The organism is Vibrio sp. 10N.222.46.A1, assembly GCF_041473595.1.
Taxonomy (GTDB): Bacteria; Pseudomonadota; Gammaproteobacteria; order Enterobacterales; family Vibrionaceae; genus Vibrio; species Vibrio tasmaniensis_A.
Map to the genome: position 1 here is coordinate 1 of NZ_JBFRSN010001550.1, position 1,330 is coordinate 1,330.

1 protein-coding gene is annotated in these 1,330 nt (G+C 42.7%); it reads right to left on the reverse strand.

Annotation, left to right across the window (positions count from 1 at the left end):
- Nucleotides 1-86: 86 nt before the first annotated feature.
- Nucleotides 87-1,247, reverse strand: coding sequence for an HD-GYP domain-containing protein (locus AB4496_RS28005; RefSeq protein ID WP_102257299.1), 1,161 nt, complete (start codon nt 1,245-1,247; stop codon nt 87-89).
- Nucleotides 1,248-1,330 lie beyond the last annotated feature (83 nt).

The window sequence follows — 1,330 nt, forward strand, 5'->3', positions numbered from 1 at the left end:
AAGGATGCCAATTGGCATCCTTTTTTGTTGGTTGGCTTTTTCTTTGGTCTACACAACCAAGGCGTTACAGTTCAAGGTGTCATAGATCAAGCTGTCATGACGTGTGGTTGAACATCGTCATTGTATTGCTCCCTAATTGCCATAAAGCCATCTAGGTTCTGTTTAAGAGCCACAACACACTCAGGGTCGAACATCGAACCCGAGTGAGCCTCAATGTAATCCATGACTTCATCGAGTGTCCACGCGTGCTTATAGGCTCTTTTGCTCATCAGCGCATCGAATACATCGGCTAATGTCACGATGCGTGCTTCGAGCGGTATTGCTGTGTTACTCAAAGCATCGGGCAACCCTGTGCCATCAAACCTTTCATGATGATGACGTACGATATTTTTAATGAATTGGATTTCCTCAGAACACATCGCGCTATGGCATGATAGGGCAACCACATTGTTAATCATTTCTTCACCGTACAAGGTGTGGTTGTCCATGACGGCTCGTTCTTCTTCATTAAAGCGTGCGCTACTGAATAGCACTTTATCTGGAATTCGATATTTACCTATGTCGTGAAAGGGCGCATACAGCCGAATTCGGTGAATGAATTGGTGCGTAATTTCTTCCTTGCTGTGCGACAGAGTACGAGCAATGTGTTCACTGTATTTACCCATGCGAATAAGGTGTTCTTTAGTCTCTGGGTCTCTCGCATGACCCATGTTTAAAGCAATCGCTAAAGAGGATTGAAAGTGACGTTGGCGCTCAAACCATTGAATGAAAAGGCTAGAGATCACTTGAGTGAGATAAGCGATATCACACTGGATGGTTTGGTTAGCAAAGAACCCCGTTGATGAAGCATTGATAAACACAAACCCAAGATTACTTTCTTGATGATGAATAGGTGTTGTGTAACTGCTTTGATGACCGATATCGAGCAAGTGAGATATTTGTTTGGTTGGGCTAATGGTGGTGAGGTCGTGGATGATTCGAGTATCTAAAGACTCAGCCATTCTAGATAAAGCTGATTCTGGCTTTAGTTCTTGTTCGATGTAGCGATGCTCAGCTTCTTGGCACAGAGTATCCGAAACAAAATAATTCGATGCTCTATTTTCATTGCACAGCACGACCGAAAGCCTAGATAGAATGGGGTAATGTTCGCGAGCTAGCCGAAAGAGATCATCAACGATAGCGATAATGTCTTTATCTTGGGCGGCTACTCTGCTGATTTGGGAGTAGTCAAACATGGTCAAAGCCAACCTTTATTTATAGTTATATCATTGTTTAATATCATTATTAGTAGGTTTCTATACCACTTCTAACATAGCACCTTACTGTTAAT